This window comes from Metabacillus idriensis (genome assembly GCF_009674765.1).
GTDB classification, from domain to species: Bacteria; Bacillota; Bacilli; order Bacillales; family Bacillaceae; genus Bacillus_P; species Bacillus_P idriensis.
The window spans coordinates 125,714-145,639 of record NZ_WKKF01000004.1 but is presented as its reverse complement, the minus strand read 5'-3'; the positions used below and the strand labels follow the sequence as shown (position 1 = coordinate 145,639).

Here is a 19,926-nt window from a genome sequence, read left to right as displayed (position 1 = left end):
ATTTCTGCAAAGGCTATTGAAGCAATGCGGTCACAAACTGCTGATAGTCAAGTTCACATTCTTTCTCTGTATAAAGCTTTTGAGAGTCCATACTTTCACACGAATATTTTGCAATCAAATCATCTAGTTCAGTGTGATTTTTTACAAAAGATCCTTTTAATTCATAATCGATGATTAGTTGTCGTTTTAATAACAGATCATGTACATAGAGCACAGGAGTATGAAACCATGTGCTCATATTGTCTGCTGCTGAAGAATAAGGGGTGACAACGCAAGTTAATGAAAGATAGAGAGGAATTATTTCGGCGGGTACACTATGTGATAGCAGCGTCAATTCATTTTTAAAACCATCATATTTATCCAAATCTTCATAAGGATGCGGTTTAACCAAGAGGTTGAGATTATTCTTTTTCGTAATCAAAAGGAGGGTTTGGAGAAATGCTGTTTCCTCCTCGGTCTTCAGTATCCCAAGCTTTGATAAAGGCTGCCCGATATATAAAAGGCTGGCTGAATGATGTTCTTTTAAAATTTGCAGTGTTTGATCGGGAAGGATTTTAGAGTATTCATATAATAAATGACGAGGAGGTGCTTGTTGAGGAATTTTTATTACCTCTTTTAATCTGGTTTTGACAGCAGGAAGCATGTCAGGTTCCGCAGCGGCAATTGCTGTCACTTTTGGATGCATTCCCTGTGTGAAACTGTATACCCATGGATATCCCAAAATGACTGGAACTTTTATTCTTAACCATTGTTTATAGTTCCGTTCGGGATATCTGTAGATGCCAACACCTTCTTGAACGAGTGTAATTTTTGCTTCTATTTGTGCCGCTGTTTCAATCACCTTACAAGTTAAAAAATCATTGTCTTTAAATAAAATAACCGTTGCCGGTGATTCCTTCCTGATAATATCAGATACATGTTCAAACAAAGCTTTATTATCAAAAACCAAGTCTTTCACCGTGTTCTTCAAGCTTGGAATCAACCAGGCTTTGTTATTGCCTGCTGCTCTAATAGAAATGTCGTTCACTTCCGAATTTTGCGAATCCAGGATTAAATATTGGACTTCTCCATTCATATAATGGCTTAGAAAATAAGCGAACATCATCTGGAAATTAGAACTGACGACAAATAATACCTTTGTATTCATCAAGTTGAGCCTCCGCATTTTACAGAATATCCATTAGACATAAATTAAGAACGGCTGATTCTTTTTAGCCACATTACATTCAAACCAAACCGTATCCCTTCAGCTGCTATTGTCGCAACAATCGCCCCCCACACTCCGATAAATGGAATAAGGGCAAGAAGCACAACAATGTTTAGAGCCGCTGCTATAAAACTGCTGGCTGAAACACTCCCTGTTTTTTTATAGTACAGAAGTTTAGCTGCAATGATAAAATTGACTCCCTGAAACATTTCCCCGATTAATAAGAAAGGGATAAATCTCTGAGCAGGATAGAATGATTCGGACGCCAGCAGCCGTAATAAAAAGCCTGAACACATCATGGCTAAGATTCCCGTAATTAAAATAACGGCTAAAAAATAAATATTCATTTTTTCAGCAGAAGCTGTTTTGCCTAATTTTTTCAGCAAGTTATATCTTGGAACATAAGCACTGTTAATACTCATATAAAGCATTCGAAGGACAGTAGATATCTGGGCAGCTAAAGCATAATAACCTAACTGATCCAACGATATAAATTTTTCGAGGATAATACGATCTGAAGCAACTATAAACCAGTTGCTTAACGTATGCGGCAAAAGCGGAATACTGTACACCAAACTCATCCAAATATACGATTTCGAAATGGAAAACGTGATATCTTTTTTACAATTGAAGAAATAAAAAACCAGAACGGCACCTTCTGCAATAAGAATGGCAAGCAGCGCACCGGAGGCTCCCATTTCCATTTTGATAATGACAAAAAGGGAAATAAAAAGCAGCAGAAGACTTTTTAATGCGTACCCTCCAACCAGAGACCAGGGCCGCTCTTTCACTCTAATAATGGAAAGATAGATAGAAGAAAGAGATGTAAAAAAAGAGATTAGTATAAAGTAAACATAAAATGGATCAAGAGGAATACTTCCAAATAGTAAATTTCCAATAAATATTTTAAAAACAAGCAGAAAGATAGATAGAGCACTTGAAAAGAGGAGAACGAAAAGGAAAATAGATCCCAAATACTTTTCCTGCTCTTTTGGTTTTCCTAAAAACTCGTAGTACAGCCTGCCAATGGCTCCATGCAGAGACAGCAGCATGATCAGCTGCAGTACACCCGCAAGTGCTTGAATTGTTGTGATGATTCCATATTCTCCAGGTGTCAAATACGACGTGTAGACTGGAAGTAAAATTAGTCCCATTGCAGGGGTAATCATGGAACCTATCGTATATATAAGAGCATTTCCTAAGAAAGAGTAGCTTTTCGAGTGACGTTGCTGCATCTTTTTCTATTCTCTCTTCCGCATTTTTTATGGTGCTTCCTGATTTTTATTAAATGAGTTAATACAATTAATAACCCGGCTTTGCTGATCAATTGTAAGATTAGAGCCCGATGGCAAACAAATTCCTTTTTCAAATAAAAGGTCAGATACACTTTCATTTGGATGATGGGGATAATATCGATAATTTTTAAACAAAGGCTGCAGATGCATAGGTTTCCATACCTGCCGGGCTTCAATGTTTTCTTCTTCAAGCCGATTAATTAAATCCAGAGGCGTAACGCCAGTAAGCTGCTTCTCCATTGTCATTACGGTTAACCATCTAGTGGATCTCCCGTACGATGCTTCTGGCATAAATGTTATACCTTTATAATTAGAAAGAGCTGAATAATAATTTTTATATACTTGCCTTCTGGCATTGACGCGATTTTCCAGAACGCGGAGCTGAGCTCTTCCGATACCGGCTGATACATTGCTTAGCCGATAATTGTACCCAATTTCCTGATGTTCATAATGTTTGGTCCGCTCTCTGGATTGGGTAGCCCAAAAACGGGCTTTTTCAAGAGCTTCTTCATCATCGGAAACTAACATGCCGCCGCCTGAAGAAGTAATGATTTTATTCCCGTTGAATGAATATACTCCGAATTTCCCCATGGTTCCGCTTGCTTTTCCTTTATAAGTCGCACCAAGTGATTCCGCTGCATCTTCAATGACAGGCACATGATATTCCTCGCATATGGATAACAATGGATCCATATCTGCGCTCTGTCCATATAAATTGACGATAATAACAGCTTTAGGCAGCTTCCCTTCCCTTGCTGCATCTTCAAAAGCTTTTTTTAACGCCTGAGGAGACATATTCCATGTAGAAGGCTCTGAATCTATAAATACAGGAGTTGCACCCTCGTATAAAATAGGATTGGCACTTGCAACAAATGTAAAGGTAGAGCAAAACACATTATCCCCTTTCCCTACATTTAAAAGCTTTAGCGCAAGGTGGATTCCTGCTGTGCCTGAATTTACCGCGACTGCCCCTTTAGATCCTGTGAATTGAGATAACTCTTTTTCAAATAAATTGACGTGCGGCCCTAAAGGTGCAATCCAATTTGTAAGAAACGCCTCTTTTACATAATCGATTTCTTTCCCGCTAATATGAGGAGAGGACAAAAAAATTCTTTCATTTTTCATTAACGATTCTCCTAACAAATGGTTATCCCTAATTTATTCAATAAAAAAACAATTGTGATGATTAATTTGTCTTTATGGTATTCTGGCTATTTTTTTTGGAGTTGTAGATGGAGGGGTTTATTCAATCTGATAACATCGATTTTGCTCGATCTATACAAATTGAAATCATAAAAAACAAGTAAAACCAGAACATTGGATGTCGTAAGGTGAAATGAAATAAAGTATAAAATATGACAGTCACTAAGCCAGTAAATAAAATAAACTCTTTTTTTATAATTAATAAATAGCCAATCCAGCATAAGAAACCAAGAAATAAACATATTCCTACAAGCCCCACATTCATCCCCATATCAATAAACGTGTTATGAGCTTCCATGCCCTGAAAGGGAGCATCCTCTCCTGAGTACGCTCCTGGGCCAAGACCGAATAAAGGGGAGGATTCAATGGCTTTTATTCCGTTTTCCCATAATATGAACCGATGTTCTCCTTGGTCCCCCTCTTCAGATATTGCTGCAATATCTTGTTTTAATCCCTGATAGATTAATGGACTAAAAATCACTGCCGTAATACAAAGCAATGCAGGCAGCAACACTTTCAACCATGCTCCTGACCAATAACCAATTTGTGAATTAGCAGCCTTTCTTATCCAAAAAGAGATGAATAGAATGACCAATCCACTTGATAATGCGACCGACATTGCATCGCTTTTCGTTTCAATTCCAATCCAAACACAAGCACCCGCTAAACCGAAATACCAGACTTTGCGCAGAGAAGTTTTTGCGATTGAACTTAAATAAAGACTCATATAAAGAAAAATAGTGACATTCATGGCGACTTGGTTTGGGTTTTTCGACCACCCTAAAAACCTTATGCTGCCATTCCAGCTATCGATCGGTCCAATAGTAGAATATCGGGGATTAAATATAAGCAAAAACAGCAACACGCTTACGGTTACTGAAACTGTTATTTTCGCAATCATTAATACTTGCGTTTTCCAATTTTTTTCGAATGATAGAACAATAAACAGGAGGCCAGAAAATAGATAAGCCAAAAAAGTTCGTCCGAATCCCGGAACCAATACTCCGAGATATATAGAGACCATCGTGCCAATAAATAAACATATAAACATAAAGAACCAAAAGGGGACAAGTTTTCTTGATAACGATGTGATAAATATGCCCCTATGTTTGAATTGAATAATAAAGGTCATCATCATCCAGAGAAGAAGGATAACCTCCCCTGGCCCAATAGGTGATCCTGGTATTCTAAGCTGTGTGGCTGTTGATAAAATTAATCCGGCCGAAAACCAAATAACCGAAAAGCTTATCTTTTTCTGCAATTTTTTCACCAACTTCATATCTCTTATTCCCAAGACCGTTTTTCATTTTCCAACCATGATTGAAACATTAATATATCCCATAGCTGATGATGCCAGTTGCTTTTTCCTGTTAAATGCTCTTCCCATTTTTGCCTGATGGGCGCTGGCTGAAAATACCCTTCGGTCAGCAATCGCTTCTCGGCAAGAAGTTCCTCAGCCCATTCCTTTAATGGACCGCGAAGCCAATGGCCGATTGGTACACCAAATCCATGTTTAGGACGTTCAATTAATTCCTTTGGAACATGTGTATATAACAGCTGTCTCATTAACCATTTGCTCTGATTTCCTTTTAATTTCATGGATAATGGAATACGCCACGAAAACTCGACGACATTATGATCTAAAAATGGAGCTCTCGTTTCGAGACTGACACTCATGCTGGCACGGTCTACCTTTACAAGAATATCGTCCGGGAGATATTGGCTCATATCCATGTACATCATCATTTCGGTAGCCGATGGAAAAATAGCGGATGAATGATTAAGAAATGGTTCCAGTAATATGCGGTCCTTTACTACAAGTTGAGGATTCTTCCAATGAGAGGTGAGTGAGAGGTACATTTCTTCCACCGAATCGGCTTTTAGGATATCTCCAAATTTATGCAAATATTCCCCGAGAAATCGATTCTTGTACTTGGATGGAAGGAACCTGCTGTTCTCCAGCTTTTGAGGAGATATTTTATTAAGAGGCACAGCAGCCATATGCCTTATGCTTTTAGGCAGATGATGAATATTATTCCAAATTTTCTCCCCCCAGAGATGTCGATTATAACCTGCGAATAATTCATCTCCTCCGTCTCCGCTCAGAGAAACGGTTACGTGCTGACGGGCAAGCTGCGACACCAGAAAAGTAGGAATCTGGGAAGAATCAGAAAATGGTTCATCGTATATGGAAGGCAGCTTCGGAATAACTTCCATAGCTTGCTGCTCTGTAACATACAATTCTGTATGGTCGGTTTCCAGGTGCGAAGCAACTTCTTTAGCATACCCTGCCTCATTGTATTCGGTCTGGTGAAATCCGATTGTAAAGGTCTTAATTGGTCTGCTGCTCTCGCTTTGCATGAGTGCTACGATCATCGAGGAATCAATACCTCCTGATAGAAACGCTCCAAGCGGTACGTCTGATACCATCTGCTGCTTTACTGCCGTCCGCAATACTTGATCTAATTTGGAAACCGCTTCTTCTTCCGAGCAATGAATCGGATACCGAAAACCGTTGTCTGCTGCTTTTTCAGCTGACCAATATTTAATTGGGTCTGAAACATGAGAAGATTTTGCAGGATTAATAACGAGATAAGTTGCAGGCATTACTTTGAAAATATTTTCATATATGGAAAAAGGGGCGGGGATACAGTTATAACGTAAATACAGCGGTAATGCATCCCGGTTTACATTCCATTCAAAAGCAGGATGTGATTTTAACGCCTTTAACTCAGATCCAAATAAAAAAGTTTTTCCTGCCCAGCCGTAGTAGAGTGGTTTTTCACCCATACGGTCTCTGGCAAGATATAATAATCGTTCTTTCCTGTCCCACAAGGCAAAGGCAAACATCCCTGTAAATTTTGTCAGTGCCCTATTAATCCCCCACATCTCAATACTCTCTATCATCACCTCTGTGTCGGAACTTCCTTTAAAAACAATGCCTGCTAGTTCAAGTTCTGATCGAAGTGAAAGGTAATTGTAAATCTCACCATTAAAGACTAAAACATATCGTCCGCTTTTTGAATGCATTGGCTGATTACCTTCTGGGGATAAGTCAATAATTGACAGCCGGCGGTGGCCAAGAGCAAGACCAGTTTGTTCATCCACCCAAAAATCACCATGATCCGGTCCCCTTGAATAGAGCATGTCAGTCATCCGTGAAACTGTGGATTGCAGCTGTTCGTTTCCTGTTTGAGATGATGAATCGATAAACCCTGCTATACCACACATAATATCCTCCTTCTGATCCTATCCATCGGTGTACTGCTGGTTTTTCATCTTCATTTTGAAGGTATTTGTTCTTTTAGTTTCCGTAACAGATTAGACCTTATTTTATCTGGTTGATCAAATCACATTGTTTTTTCAAAATGACATTTTCATCATAGTCCTGTATAGCCAGCTCTCGGCTATTTGCACCGTAAAGCTTTCGCTTATCTTCATTTCCAACCAGATCATTCAGCTTATCATAAAGATCTATATGATTTCCTTTTTCAAACAAGAACCCGTTAACTCCATGTTGAACCTCTTCTCTGCATCCCCTGATATTACTCGCAATGACGGGCTTTCCCATCGCCATTGCTTCAATAATAGAACGCGGAAGCCCTTCACGATAGGATGGCAAAACAAAAATATCACTTATTGCCAGCAATTCTGGAATATCTTTTCGATACCCAGCATTAATAATCGATGGATTTTTCTTGAATATCTCTTCGATGGCGCTATTACTTTCTAAATCTCGTTCACTATCAGAAATGCCCCCTATCATCAACAGCTTTACATAGTTGTGCTCTTCCTTTAACAACTGAAAACTGTCAATTAAATCGAAGATGCCTTTTTCCTTAACAAACCTTCCTATAAACGTGACCACAACCTCTTCCTTTTCTATGGAAAATTGTTGTTTTAATTCCTCTATTCGTTTTGAACAGAATCGATCAGGGCAGAATTTAGTCGTTAGATCTACACCGTTCCCAAGGTGAATAATATTAGAAGAGGGCTTAAATGAATGAGATATACTTAAATCGTAGTCCTCTTTACTTTGAAGAAGAAGCCAATCCGTGAAAAAACGGGCAAAGATTTTTTCAATCCAGTAAAAAAGCCTGTATTGAACAAAATCCATCCCTTCATGAAAATAATATCCATGTGCAGTATAGATAATCGTTTTTATTCCTGCAAGTTTAGCAGCAATTCTGCCCAGTATCGAAGCAACTGGGGTATGAACATGGACGAGATCATATTTTTCTTTCTTCATTAAAGCTGCTAATCTGCTAATCGTCTTTAAATTCGACCAAGGCTTTATTTTCCGCTCAACAGGCACTTCTATCACATTCAGGCCCTGTTCCCTTAAATCTTTTAGTTTGCCAGTATCAGAACAAGCAATATGAACAATGTGCCCTTCAGCTTCAAGTGATAAAATAAGCGGTTTTAAAAGATTTTCAACAGACAAGTCCACCGCACAGAGCTGTAATATCTTCTTCATTTTTACAATCTCCACAACTTAATCGTTTCAGGACAGGTGTCCTTATCTAACACACCTTTAATATCTACGAAAAATCCTTGCTGATTATTCAAAAGTTGAGTGAAGTCCTGCCAGCTCTTTTCGATATATTCTAAATGAGGAACAGCTAAAATGACGGCATCTGATTTTTGTAATTTTTCCCATGGTGTAATCTTTAAATCATATACTTTCTCAACCTCTTCTGCATCTGCCCTGGGATCGCTCACCTGAACATTAAGCCCAAAGTTTTTAAGCTGCTGGATTAGATCTATTACCTTTGTATTTCTTATATCTGGTACATTTTCTTTAAAAGTTAATCCTAAAACTGTAACTAGCGAACCTTTTATAAGATTTCGATTCTCAGCCATTAGTTTAATTAAGGACGTAGCAATGAAAGTCCCCATGTAATCATTGATGTTTCTTCCTGCTAATATGACATTTGGCGAATAACCTAATTTTTCTGCTTTATATGTTAGATAATATGGGTCTACTCCGATACAGTGACCTCCCACCAGCCCAGGTTTAAAGGGAATAAAATTCCATTTTGTGCCAGCAGCTGATAACACTTCGTTTGTATCAATTTTTAATCGATTAAAAATAATGGCCAATTCATTCATCAGAGCGATATTTAAGTCTCTTTGAGTATTCTCGATGACTTTAGAAGCTTCCGCCACTTTAATTGAAGAAACAGGATACACTTCTGCCTCCACCACACTTCTGTACATTTCAGCGATTATGTTTAAAGCTTCTTCATCCTGACCCGCTACAACTTTCACAATATTTTCAAATGTATGCTTTTTATCTCCCGGATTAATCCGTTCGGGTGAATAGCCAATCTTAAAATCCTTACCTGCTTTTAATTGGGAATACCTTTCAAGAAGAGGCAAACAAACTTCTTCTGTTGTTCCTGGATAAACGGTTGATTCATAAACTACAATACTCCCTTTTGATAGGTTTCTCCCTACCGTTTCTGACGCTTTTATCAGCGGTGTCAGATCGGGTTTTTTGTCTTTATCAATCGGTGTGGGTACTGTAACGATAATGAAATTACATTCTCTTAGCTTCATTTCATCAGTAGTAAATTCAACATTTGCATTTTGCAGCTCATTAGAGGCAACTTCACCTGTACTATCAATAAACTGTTTTAACTCTTCTATTCTCTTGGAATTAATATCAAAACCTACTGCAGGAAATGTTTTCCCAAAGGCAAGCGCAACTGGCAGGCCGACATAGCCAAGACCGACAAGCCCTACTTTCCGATTGTCCGCTGGAATACTATAGTAAGACTTATACCAATTCACAAATTGTTCGATTCCGGTTTCAATAGGGGTATTTGGGCGATATCCCAAGTCCTCCATTAAATCGTCAATATCTGCATAAGTCTCCGGTACATCTCCAGCCTGAATGGGCAAAAAGTTTTTTTTCATTTTTCTTCCCAATTTGTCTTCAAGCACTGAAATAAATTTCATTAATTCGACAGGGTGATTATTTCCGATATTGTACACCTTATAAGGTACTTCATTTTCTCTATGCTGCATTTTTTTGCCGCTTTTTTTAATGAGACGAAAAATACCTTCTATAATGTCATCAATAAATGTAAAATCACGTTTCATTTGTCCGTAATTATAGACATCGATTTCTCTGCCCTCAAGAATGGCCTGGGTAAATTTAAATAGGGCCATATCTGGTCGACCCCATGGTCCATACACTGTGAAAAAACGCAGCCCTGTGGTTTTCAGGTTATATAAATGACTGTAAGTATGAGCCATCAATTCATTCGCTTTTTTGGTTGCTGCATACAAACTGATCGGGTTATCCACTCGATCATGAACGGAAAAAGGCATTTTTGTATTGGAGCCGTAAACAGAGCTTGATGAGGCGTATATGAGGTGCTCAACATGATGATGACGGCAGGCTTCTAAAATATTCATGAAACCGACCACATTAGAGGAAATGTAAGATTCAGGGTTTTCTAAACTATAGCGAACTCCTGCCTGCGCTGCCAGGTTAATAACAACGGGGATTGAGTGTTCTGAAAAAAGCTTTTTGATTGCTTCATTATCCTCTAGTGAAGCTTCAATAAAAGTAAAGTTCTCATCCCTTTTTAAAATGTCTAATCTTGAATGTTTTAAAGAAACATCATAATAATCATTTAAATTATCCAAACCGATTACTATTTCGCCTTCTTTTAATAACCGATTGGCCAGGTGAAATCCTATAAAACCAGCGCAGCCTGTCACTAGTATTTTATTTGAACTGGACGTGGACATAGCACAATTCCTTTCTAATGGAGTTAGCATAATAATTGATATATGAGGACGCTCAAGATGTTGTTCCATTAGAAGGGAAAGTTAGGCATGAAAAAAACCGTTTGTTCACATTAATATTTATTGTTTAAGTACACATACCTATACACAATTCAGTTGCTCTCATAGACTATCATCGAATGATCAAAACAAAATACACGCCTGACATATGCTCAATATTCCATTTTCTTTCTTAACGGTCTATTACGTTTTATTACTTTCTTATAAATAAAAAAGCTGATCATTTTTTATCTTTATCCCTTATAACAATAATCCTATCCTTATTAAAGGTAGTAACTGGAGGAATAAAATTGAATTACCGCAATGGAAAAGTAATATTACCTATAATGGATACTTTCATCATCCCGGCTTCTGCAGTTTTCAGCACCTTGATTATCTTTAACGGGGATGTTCCAAAAATTCATCTTTCTGGGATGGTTTTCATCTTTATAGGTCTCTGGCTGGTCCATCTTATCGTTTTCCGTTCCTTTAAGATTTACCAGCGGATATGGATCTACAGCGGCCCCCGTGATTTTATTTCCATTATAAAAGCTGCATTGATAGCAAACGCTGCTGCAGGAATCTTGTTTCTGTTTCTTTCCAAGTATGAGTTAATGCCCTCTATGCCCCTTTCCGTCTTCGTCATGACCTGGATGAGTATCTCAATGGCCACGGCCGGCGTTCGATTTCTCCTGAGATTTAACCACGATCTAAGTCAAAGCCTTCCTCCAACTCATAAGCGAGTTTTGATTATCGGAGCAGGCAATACCGGGAGCTTTGTTGTAAAGCTGATTCGAAATTCACCAAACACGCCGATGAATCCGATCGCTTTTATCGACGATGATCATTGTAAACTCAATAAAAAAGTCTTTGACCTTCCGATTATCGGAACACGAGATGATATACCAAGAATTGCAAGAGAATTAGGGGTCCAAATGATCATTATCGCCATGCCCTCTGCTCCTAAAAAAGAAATTTCAGACATCATTAAAATATGTAAAGAAACAAAAACAGAAATTAAACTTTTTCCCCACTTTAGTGAAATTCTGCAGGGTGAAATATCTTTAAATATGATCCGGGACGTGAAAGTAGAAGATCTTTTGGGAAGAGAGCCTATCGAAATTGATTTGGAGGAAGTGGCAAGCTTTCTTTCGAATAAAACGATCCTTATCACTGGTGCAGGAGGTTCAATCGGAAGCGAACTTTGCAGACAAATTGCAAGGTTAAGCCCTAAGAAAATGCTATTGGTTGGTGCTGGAGAAAATAGCATTTTTACCATTACAGCAGAACTGAAGAAAAAGTACCCGTCCATTCAGTTCTATAGCATAATTGCTAACATTCAAGATCAAAGAAGAATTGAAACTATTTTTGCAGCCTATAAACCCAACATTGTATTTCATGCTGCGGCCTATAAACATGTACCTTTAATGGAAAATAATGTTTTAGAAGCTGTAAAGAACAATGTATTTGGTACAAGAAATGTAGCTGAAAGTGCTCATCGCCATAAAGTCGAGCGATTTGTCCTTATTTCTACCGATAAGGCAGTCAATCCTTCGAGCATTATGGGCACCACAAAAAAAGTGGCAGAAATATTGATTCAGCAAATGAACGAAATCAGTGATACGAAGTTTACCGCTGTGAGGTTTGGCAATGTTTTAGGAAGCAGGGGAAGCGTTATTCCAGTATTCAAAAAGCAAATTGCAGAAGGCGGTCCAGTAACAGTCACTCATCCTGAAATGGTTCGTTATTTTATGACAATACCTGAAGCAGTACAGCTTGTCATCCAGGGAGCTGCCATGGCAAATGGCGGAGAGATTTTTGTTCTGGATATGGGGAGGCCCGTTAATATCACCAAACTTGCAAACGATTTGATTCGATTGTCCGGCTTTGAACCGGGTAAAGATATTAAGATTATATACACCGGCGCACGGCCAGGCGAAAAACTGAGCGAAGAATTGTTCACCTCTGAAGAAAACCGGTCAACCACTAAACACAACCTTATTTACATCGCTAAACAAATCTCTTATTCTCCTGAAGAATTTTCTGCAATCCTCACTAAGCTTCAACAGCTAACCCTCAATGAATCAAATAGAGAATCAAAAGAATTAAAATCATTTTTAGCGGATATTGTGCCTTTTTATTCTGACTCTTGAGTGCTGCGATATAAATAACATATAAATAACTGGAATGTATAGAAAAGATTGCAAACGTATTATTATTTTTTAACAAAAGTTGAACACATGGAAAAAAGAGATTTCGTTTCATTTATGCATTCTGCTAAATGATCGCAAACAATAATTTTTTTTAAAAGACTATTTCAAATGCTGGAGGGATGATAAATGGATAATATTTACACTGAGCAGGAACTAAAAGATATGGGCCTTAAAAGTGTTGGAAAAAACGTTAAAGTCAGCAGAAAATGCAGTATTTATATACCAGAAACGATTTCAATCGGTGATCATTCAAGGATTGATGATTTTTGCTGCTTAGTTGGCGGGGAAAAAGGTATAAATATTGGCAGGAATGTGACCATTGCTCATTATTGCCTTTTAGGCGGGACGGGAGGCATCACATTAAAAGATTTTTCAGGTATATCATCCAGAGTAACTTTATATAGTGCAAATGGTGATTATTTAGGAGAAAGTTTAACTGGCCATACCGTTCCTAAAAAATATTTAAATATCATTTCAGGAGAAATCATTTTAAATAAACATGTTCTTATCGGCACGAATACAACAGTCCTCCCTAGTGTCGTTATTGGAGAAGGAACAGCTGTAGGAGCTCACAGTTTAGTAACAAAAAACCTGGATCCATGGGGTGTCTATGCAGGAGTGCCTGTAAAAAGAATAAAAGAGCGTAAAAAGGATTTACTATTATTAGAGAAAGCGTACTTAAAAGAAATGGCTGAAGAGCAGTCAGAAGATTGAATACTAATGTTTCTGTTTTCAGACATCTTTTTCTCCTCGCTCCCCTTTTTTAACCCTAATCCTCAATACTCCCAAAAGGATATATTAATTATTTCCCTGTTCACTCGGTTCTTTTAAGTTTAGAAGGTTTTGCTTGAATCAACTTTCGCTGCCATGCGGATTTAGAGTAATCGTGTTTGTATCTTCTAATATTGTAAGCTTTCTAGCTAAAGTGCCCTCTTTTTCGCCCATTTCTCTGGAAGATTACACAAGCATTGGTCTAAAGGAATATGAATATAGCAGCCTTTCACATTCTAAATGAGGTGAGATTTTTGAATGACTACAGAAAAATATTGGTTCCGCCATCTGCATCCATAAAGGAGACCATAAAAATCATTGATGAAGGCGGTCTGCAAATCGCCCTTGTTGTAAATGAACAAAATAAATTGCTTGGAACAATAACAGATGGAGACGTTAGAAGAGGGATTTTAAAAGGAATCTCTTTGGATCAGTCTGTCCTTCTCATTATGAATCCTGATCCTATAACTGTTTCTCCTGCTATTGATCCTAAACAGCTGCTGGCCTTAATAAAATCAAAAAAGCTGCAGCAGCTTCCAGTTGTAGATAAAGAAGGCTGTGTAGTCGGCTTAAAGCATTTAAATTCTATTATTCAAGCTCCTGCCAGAGATAATATCGCAGTTATCATGGCAGGAGGACTTGGAACGAGACTGAGGCCTTTAACAAATGATACGCCTAAACCTTTATTGAAAATAGGGAACAAACCAATTCTTGAAACTATTTTAGAAAGCTTAATTGAACATGGATTTACTCGTTTTTACATTTCTGTTAATTATAAGTCTGAACTAATTCAAGACTACTTTAAGGATGGTTCGAACTGGGGAGTAGACATTAAATATATACATGAGGATAAAAGGATGGGAACAGCGGGTGCATTAGGGCTGTTGCCCGAAAAACCCGATAAACCTTTTCTTGTGATGAACGGGGACATTCTTACAAAAGTAAATTATCAATATTTACTGGACTACCATGAAAATCTTAAAGGGAAGGCAACATTGTGTGTACGGGAATATGATTTTCAAGTCCCTTATGGTGTGGTTAATGTTGATAACCATCGTTTGCTTTCAATTGAGGAAAAACCGGTGCACCATTTTTTTGTCAGTGCTGGAATCTATATATTTGACCCAGAAGTATTAAAAACCATACCAGAAAACAGTTATCTGGATATGCCGGATCTATTAAGAAATTTGCTCGACCAAAATGAAGACATCTCCATTTTTCCAGTGAGAGAATACTGGCTGGATATTGGGAGAATAGATGATTTCGAACGGGCCAACGGAGAATTTGATCAAGAATTCAAGTAATTGAATTACAGGAATATTCGGTATCGATGCAACAAGTCCGTTTACATGCTGTATTACAAAATGACTTCTATGCATAATATGAAATTGTGATAAAAGAGGGAGGGAATAAGGATGGAGCTGCGAAACAAAAAAATTCTTGTTACTGGTGCTGATGGATTTATCGGTTCTCATCTGACCGAAGAGCTAGTTAGAAGAGGATTAGATGTTCGTGCATTTGTCTATTATAATTCGTTTAATTCCTGGGGCTGGCTTGATCATTCACCAGACGATATAAAAAAACAGTTAGATGTGTTCGCAGGTGATATACGAGATCCATATGGTGTAAAAAACGCCCTCAATGGCTGCGATGTTGTTCTTCATTTAGCTTCATTGATCGCAATCCCATATTCATACCACTCACCGGATACTTATATTGATACCAATATAAAGGGAACCTTAAACGTTCTCCAGGCAGCAAGAGAACTGGAAATTGAAAAGGTTATTCACACCTCTACAAGTGAAGTATATGGAACAGCACTGTTTGTTCCTATAACAGAAGATCATCCACTTCAAGGACAGTCCCCTTATTCTGCATCAAAAATTGGAGCAGACCAAGTTGCCATTTCTTTTTATAAATCCTTTAATACCCCAGTCTCCATTATTCGCCCATTTAATACTTACGGGCCAAGACAATCAGCCAGAGCTGTTATTCCTGCCATTATTACACAAATTGCCAGCGGAAGGACTAAAATCAAGCTGGGTGCTTTGAACCCTACTCGAGATTTTAATTATATTAAAGATACTATCAAAGGCTTTATAGCTACAGCTGAGTCTGATGAGTCACTTGGAGAAATTATTAATATTGGAAGTAATTATGAAATTTCTATCGGTGAGACGGCTGAACTCATTGCTGAAATCATGGGGAAAGAAATTGAAATTGAAACAGAAGACCTCCGATTACGACCTGAAAAAAGTGAAGTTGAACGCCTCTGGGCAGATAATTCAAAAGCCAAAAGACTGTTAGGCTGGGAACCTGATTATGGAAACCGTAATGGATTTAAAAAAGGTTTAACTGAAACCATTGAGTGGTTTACAAACATAGAAAATTTAAAACATTATAAGGCAGATATATACAATAAATAATAAATTCTTTTATGAGGTTTTATTGAGCTTTAAATTTGCAAAAGAATGTCCGGGAAGTTAATTTATAAAGCTTCTCGGACCCTTCTTTGTTCTTACGCATATCCAGTACTTCTTCAGGCTATTTCTCCAGATTTGTTTTTCCACATAGATCGAAAGCGGATCATGTTATCATTTCCTCTTTGCCCTGATTTTGTCTCACCTCAATATCTATTCTTTAATATGATTTGAAATGGCTGCTGAATTTCTGCCCAGCGATGGTCTTGGTCGTCTGGTGATTCTATAAATATATTAATTTCATTTAGCTTTCTAAACCTTCTGAGAAAGTGGCCGCGGATGTGGCATTACATGTCATTTGGTACTTACTCCATTTGATAAGCTTTTGAATAAGCTACAAAGGTCGGAAAGAACTTAGGAAGACTTAGCGCAGCAAACTGCTTAGTGATGGAGGATTCCCGGAAGGTAGGAGTTTTAATTGTCTGAAAATGGTAAATTAGTTATCTCATTAGATTTTGAACTTTATTGGGGTGTAAGAGATAAAAAAAGTTTATTAAGCTACAAAGAAAACTTACTGGGGGTTAGGACTGCAATTCCTGCTATCTTAGAATTATTCGCTAAATATGAAATACATGCCACTTGGTCTACTGTAGGATTTCTTTTTTTCAATTCGCGTGATGAATTAATAGATAATTGTCCTGATCAAAAACCGGAATATCTAAAAAGCTATTTGTCACCCTATGAACATATTTACAATATAGGTTCTAACGAAGAAGAAGATCCCTATCATTTTGCTCCGTCTATCATTCAAAAAATAATTTCATATCCATATCAAAGAATTGGAACACATACTTTTTCTCATTCAGCAATTCAATTCTTTTAAAGAAGATATTAGCGCAGCTATAAAAGTTGGCGAGAAATACGGTTTAAAAATTGAAAGTTTAGTTTTCCCAAGAAACCAGTGTGAAGAGAACTATTTATCAGCGTGTAAAGAATTAGGTATCACTTCTTATAGAGGAAATGAACGTTCTTGGCTTTATAAAGCAACTGATGAGAAAGGACAACATGGATTAAAAAGGATAGCCAGATTAGCTGATGCCTATATAAATACATCTGGTCACAATTGCTACTCTATTAAAGAGATAAAGAGTAGAAATTTACCTCTGAATATTCCATCCAGCCGTTTTTTAAGACCTTATTCCAAAACATTAAAATATTTGGAGCCGTTAAGACTAAAGAGAATTATCTCCGATTTCGATTATGCAGCAAAAAATAAATTAGTCTATCATTTGTGGTGGCACCCTCATAATTTTGGAATTAATCTAAATGAAAATTTATCCTTTTTGGAGAGCATACTGAAACATTTTTCTTTTTTGAGACAAAATTTTGATATGGAAAGTTTAAATATGGAGGAATTATCGAAACATATACTAAGGAGTGAGACGGTTGAAGAGTCCCACGATCATCATGTTAGCAGGTAAAGGGGAATCTACTAATATTGTTCATAATTACCTAATAAAAAGCTTCAACATTCAAAAAGTAATTATAGAGGAGCCTGTGCCAAGATCCTATTTTCTAAAAAAGAGAATGAAAAAACTTGGCTTTGTTAAAGTATTAGGTCAAGTTTTGTTCCAAACTTTTACTGTTTCATATCTAAAAAAAAGGTCAGTTGAACGCACTAATGAGATTAAGAGGCTGCACCAATTAAATTGCAGCTCTATTAATGAAGGTGAAATCATTAACGTAAAATCTGTCAATGATAATGAAACAGTAAATATACTAAGAGAAATAAAGCCAGATATAGTCATTGTAAATGGTACTAGAATTATTTCAAAAAAAGTTCTTAATTGTGTCCCTGCTAAATTTATCAATATGCATGCAGGTATAACTCCTATGTATAGAGGAGTACATGGAGCTTATTGGGCGCTCGTGGAAAAACAAAATGAATTATGCGGAACCACAATTCATTTTGTTGATGAAGGTATAGATACAGGAAATATATTAAAACAAGGAATCATTCAGACGAATGAAAAAGATAATTTTTATACTTATCCTTTACTTCAGCTTGCTATAGGCTTGCCTTTATTAAAAGAAGCCATATGGGAAGTATTAGATAATAAATATCAAATTATATTGCCGCCTAAAGGCGAATCTAAATTAAGAAGCCATCCCACTTTATTAGAATATTGGTCGTATAGGCTGCATCGTAATGTAAAGTAAGCAGTCCAGAACGAATTTTGGATGTTTGTCTATATCAATGAGGAATTTTCAACATATGATATTCAGAACATATGAGGATTATTCATACCTCATGCCATTCTTAGAAAGTAAAGCGTTCCATGACAGCTTAGTTTACTTTCTATTCTCTATTTCTTTCCTCGTTTTATTTTCTAATAAGCCTCAAATAAATTGCGTTCAACGAAATAATCAAATCCAATTAAAAAGATATATATCCTTTCTAAAAAACAGCACTCCTTGAGCTTCAAGGGGTGTTCCTCGTTTCATAAGCGTGATCTGAATGGATAGCCAATATATAATGGAAACACCCAGTTAATACATCAGATGAATTCAAAAAAAAACCGCCAACACGATCCCGATATCTGGATGCATGCAGGCGGCTTTTTCATATTCCAAAGAATTTATGCTTTTACTTTTGTCAACGGTCTAATCTCATTCATGAACTCTGCGAACTGATCGAAATCCATTTGCTGAGCTGAATCCGACAGCGCGACCGCAGGGTCCGGATGAACCTCAGCCATAACACCGTCAGCACCAATAGCAAGCGCTGCTTTAGCACAAGGAATAAGCAAGTCGCGGCGTCCGGTTGAATGCGTAACATCGACCATTACCGGCAAGTGCGTTTCTTGTTTTAAAATCGGCACAGCTGAAATATCAAGCGTATTTCGTGTAGCTGTCTCGTATGTGCGGATACCGCGTTCACAAAGAATGATTTGATCGTTGCCTTGTGAAATAATGTACTCAGCTGCATTTACGAACTCATCAAGTGTAGCAGCAAGGCCGCGTTTTAATAATACAGGTTTTTTAACTGCACCCGCAGCTTTCAATAATTCGAAGTTCTGCATGTTGCGGGCTCCGATTTGGATAACATCAATGTATTGAATCGCTGTTTCAATATCAGCTGGATTCACAATTTCACTGATAACAGCCATATCATATTCATCTGCAACGCGTTTTAAGATTTTTAAGCCTTCAAGTCCAAGACCCTGGAAATCATAAGGGCTTGTGCGGGGCTTGAATGCTCCTCCGCGCAATAAGCGAATTCCCTGTTTTTTAGCCTCTTCTGCAACAGCAGCTACCTGCTCGTAACTTTCAACTGCACATGGCCCAACAATCAATACTTGGCTTCCGTCCCCAATTTTGACGCCTTTAACATCAACAATTGTATCTTCAGGCTTCTTTTTGCGTGACACAAGCAGCGCTTTGCGGTGATCGTCTTCCTGAAGCTCTAAGCTTGCTTTAAAAATTTCTTTGAAAATATGCTGCAATGTGGAGTCTTCAAAAGGTCCATCATTGTTCTCTTTGATTTTATTAAGCATTCTTCGCTCTCGGACGGGATCATATCGATTAACGCCCTGCGCTTCCTTGGCTTTACCTATATCCTGTACTAACTTTCCTCGCTCATTAATCAGCTGTAAAATCTGCAGATTAATCTCTTCTGCTCTCTCTCGCAATGCTTCTAACTCGGCGTTACTCATCTCACTCATCCTTTCGCGTTTTTTAAAATTGAAGAAACTCTTATGAAAAGCCGAAATCCGGCTTGTACATGCATCCCTTCAAAACTAGTGTGCAGGCGTGATGCAAACCTGCATCAGCTTTCTTAAAAAAAGAAAATATGATACATTTTCTTTAGTAATTAGTGATAATTATATACAAAATCCTTCGCGTTGTCACGCTTTTTTCTTTAACATTTAAACGCTTTTAAGCGATAAAGCGTTTTTAAGCGCTAACAATGCTGTTTTATAGGATTTTTCAAGTTTTGGAGATTAATAAATGAG

At 37.5% G+C, this 19,926-nt stretch carries 15 protein-coding genes and 1 pseudogene; 7 read left to right on the top strand and 9 right to left on the bottom strand.

Annotated elements, in window-relative coordinates; genetic code table 11:
• Positions 1–13: 13 nt before the first annotated feature.
• From GJU41_RS15360 to GJU41_RS25050, 8 genes and pseudogenes are all read right to left on the bottom strand, one after another.
• Complete coding sequence (locus tag GJU41_RS15360) at positions 14–1,147, bottom strand: polysialyltransferase family glycosyltransferase (RefSeq protein ID WP_070876529.1); 1,134 nt, start codon at positions 1,145–1,147, stop codon at positions 14–16.
• Between the two features lie 44 nt (positions 1,148–1,191).
• Complete coding sequence (locus tag GJU41_RS15355; RefSeq protein ID WP_070876530.1) at positions 1,192–2,442, bottom strand: lipopolysaccharide biosynthesis protein; 1,251 nt, start codon at positions 2,440–2,442, stop codon at positions 1,192–1,194.
• A gap of 27 nt (positions 2,443–2,469) precedes the next feature.
• A complete protein-coding gene (locus tag GJU41_RS15350; RefSeq protein WP_070876531.1) occupies positions 2,470–3,627 on the bottom strand; it encodes a DegT/DnrJ/EryC1/StrS family aminotransferase in 1,158 nt (385 codons plus the stop codon).
• Positions 3,628–3,748: 121 nt separating this feature from the next.
• Entirely contained in the window at positions 3,749–4,975 is a 1,227-nt protein-coding gene (locus GJU41_RS15345; protein ID WP_224771425.1) for an O-antigen ligase family protein, read from the bottom strand.
• Between the two features lie 14 nt (positions 4,976–4,989).
• Positions 4,990–6,936, bottom strand: a complete 1,947-nt coding sequence (asnB, locus tag GJU41_RS15340; RefSeq protein ID WP_083328189.1) for an asparagine synthase (glutamine-hydrolyzing) — start codon at positions 6,934–6,936, stop codon at positions 4,990–4,992.
• Positions 6,937–7,033: 97 nt separating this feature from the next.
• The gene (locus GJU41_RS15335) at positions 7,034–8,182 is read right to left on the bottom strand and encodes a glycosyltransferase family 4 protein (RefSeq protein ID WP_070876533.1); all 1,149 of its coding nucleotides are present in this window, start codon (positions 8,180–8,182) and stop codon (positions 7,034–7,036) included.
• A 2-nt stretch (positions 8,183–8,184) separates the two neighbouring features.
• Positions 8,185–9,474 carry a nucleotide sugar dehydrogenase gene (locus GJU41_RS15330; RefSeq protein ID WP_070876603.1) on the bottom strand — a complete coding sequence of 430 codons (1,290 nt, stop codon included), beginning with the start codon at positions 9,472–9,474 and terminating at the stop codon, positions 8,185–8,187.
• Between the two features lie 42 nt (positions 9,475–9,516).
• A pseudogene (locus GJU41_RS25050) lies at positions 9,517–10,470 on the bottom strand (NAD-dependent epimerase); the annotation flags it as partial.
• Positions 10,471–10,817: 347 nt separating this feature from the next.
• Here GJU41_RS25050 and GJU41_RS15325 point away from each other — a divergent pair.
• The 7 genes from GJU41_RS15325 to GJU41_RS15300 all read left to right on the top strand — a co-directional run bounded on the left by GJU41_RS15325 (position 10,818) and on the right by GJU41_RS15300 (position 18,130).
• The gene (locus GJU41_RS15325) at positions 10,818–12,659 is read left to right on the top strand and encodes a polysaccharide biosynthesis protein (RefSeq protein ID WP_139149105.1); all 1,842 of its coding nucleotides are present in this window, start codon (positions 10,818–10,820) and stop codon (positions 12,657–12,659) included.
• A gap of 186 nt (positions 12,660–12,845) precedes the next feature.
• Positions 12,846–13,433 carry an acyltransferase gene (locus GJU41_RS15320; protein WP_070876534.1) on the top strand — a complete coding sequence of 196 codons (588 nt, stop codon included), beginning with the start codon at positions 12,846–12,848 and terminating at the stop codon, positions 13,431–13,433.
• A 311-nt stretch (positions 13,434–13,744) separates the two neighbouring features.
• The gene (locus tag GJU41_RS15315; protein ID WP_070876535.1) at positions 13,745–14,794 is read left to right on the top strand and encodes a nucleotidyltransferase family protein; all 1,050 of its coding nucleotides are present in this window, start codon (positions 13,745–13,747) and stop codon (positions 14,792–14,794) included.
• Positions 14,795–14,905: 111 nt separating this feature from the next.
• Positions 14,906–15,916 carry an NAD-dependent 4,6-dehydratase LegB gene (locus GJU41_RS15310; protein ID WP_070876536.1) on the top strand — a complete coding sequence of 337 codons (1,011 nt, stop codon included), beginning with the start codon at positions 14,906–14,908 and terminating at the stop codon, positions 15,914–15,916.
• Positions 15,917–16,388: 472 nt separating this feature from the next.
• Positions 16,389–16,793, top strand: a complete 405-nt coding sequence (locus GJU41_RS25045; RefSeq protein WP_224771421.1) for a polysaccharide deacetylase family protein — start codon at positions 16,389–16,391, stop codon at positions 16,791–16,793.
• Complete coding sequence (locus GJU41_RS25040) at positions 16,750–17,391, top strand: polysaccharide deacetylase family protein (RefSeq protein WP_224771420.1); 642 nt, start codon at positions 16,750–16,752, stop codon at positions 17,389–17,391. Before GJU41_RS25045 ends, GJU41_RS25040 begins: the two co-directional genes overlap by 44 nt.
• A complete protein-coding gene (locus GJU41_RS15300; RefSeq protein ID WP_070876605.1) occupies positions 17,378–18,130 on the top strand; it encodes a formyl transferase in 753 nt (250 codons plus the stop codon). The genes GJU41_RS25040 and GJU41_RS15300 overlap by 14 nt, the downstream gene beginning before the upstream one ends.
• 419 nt (positions 18,131–18,549) lie before the next feature.
• Here the strand turns inward: GJU41_RS15300 and GJU41_RS15295 are convergent, their stop codons facing one another.
• Positions 18,550–19,626 (bottom strand): bifunctional 3-deoxy-7-phosphoheptulonate synthase/chorismate mutase, encoded by a 1,077-nt coding sequence (locus GJU41_RS15295; protein WP_070876538.1) that lies wholly within the window; start codon positions 19,624–19,626, stop codon positions 18,550–18,552.
• Positions 19,627–19,926 lie beyond the last annotated feature (300 nt).